At 62.5% G+C, this 774-nt stretch carries 1 protein-coding gene; it reads right to left on the reverse strand.

Annotation, left to right across the window (positions count from 1 at the left end):
• Positions 1 to 193: 193 nt before the first annotated feature.
• Positions 194 to 774, reverse strand: a 581-nt coding sequence (locus AWU74_RS06770; protein WP_162504973.1) for a DUF4198 domain-containing protein, incomplete at its 5' end; no start/stop codon positions are given.

Consider the following 774-nt stretch of genomic DNA (forward strand, 5'->3'; position numbering starts at 1 on the left):
TGTCCTGCTCTAGACAGAGCCTCTGTTCTGCGTGTGCGTCATGACGCCACCGAGAGCGGCTCGTGTTCGGATTCTCTGGGGGACACCCCGTCAGCGCAGGAACATGCGCGCGGCAACGCTCGCCGCCAAGCACGCGCTGCCGCGGAAGCGCCGGGACATACAACCCCTAACACCGCGGCAGTGCGCACGGCTTTCATTTCACCGTAAAGACGACAATCGCCGCGTTATTGTCTTCGTCCGTATCCGGGTGCGCCGACTTTCGGGTGTCGCTTGCGCGGATCAGCCACAGCCCGCGGTGGTCGATTTTGAAGGACACGTCGCCTTTCGCGTCGGTTTTGCCCGTCTGCGCATAGGCGTTCGCGGTTTTGTAGTCGTAATAGTCATACGTCGCCGAAACGTCCGCGTGTGCGAGCGGCTGCCCCTTGAACAGCACCCTGAATCGCGGCTTTGACCCCGGCTTTATCTTCGCGGGGTTGTCCAGCGGGAGTATCTCAAGGGTGTGTCCGAGCGGCGCGCTGAAACCGGCGTCATTTGGGTCGGGGTTGAGGTAGGTCTTTGAGAACTTCTCAAAGAACCGCGCCTTCGCGAGCGTTTTACCGGGCTGCGCCGCCGCGGCTTCCGCCTTTGTGCCCTCGACGTAGCTGCCGTCCGTAAACAGGCAGTAGAAACCGCCGACCCGCCTGCCCACCGCGACGGCGGGAGCGTCGTCGGGCAGGGTATACGCCGCCTGATACCAAACTTTGTCCGCGTTCTTCTCAAGGGGAAGCAGTGCCG

This window comes from Treponema endosymbiont of Eucomonympha sp. (assembly GCF_001028545.1).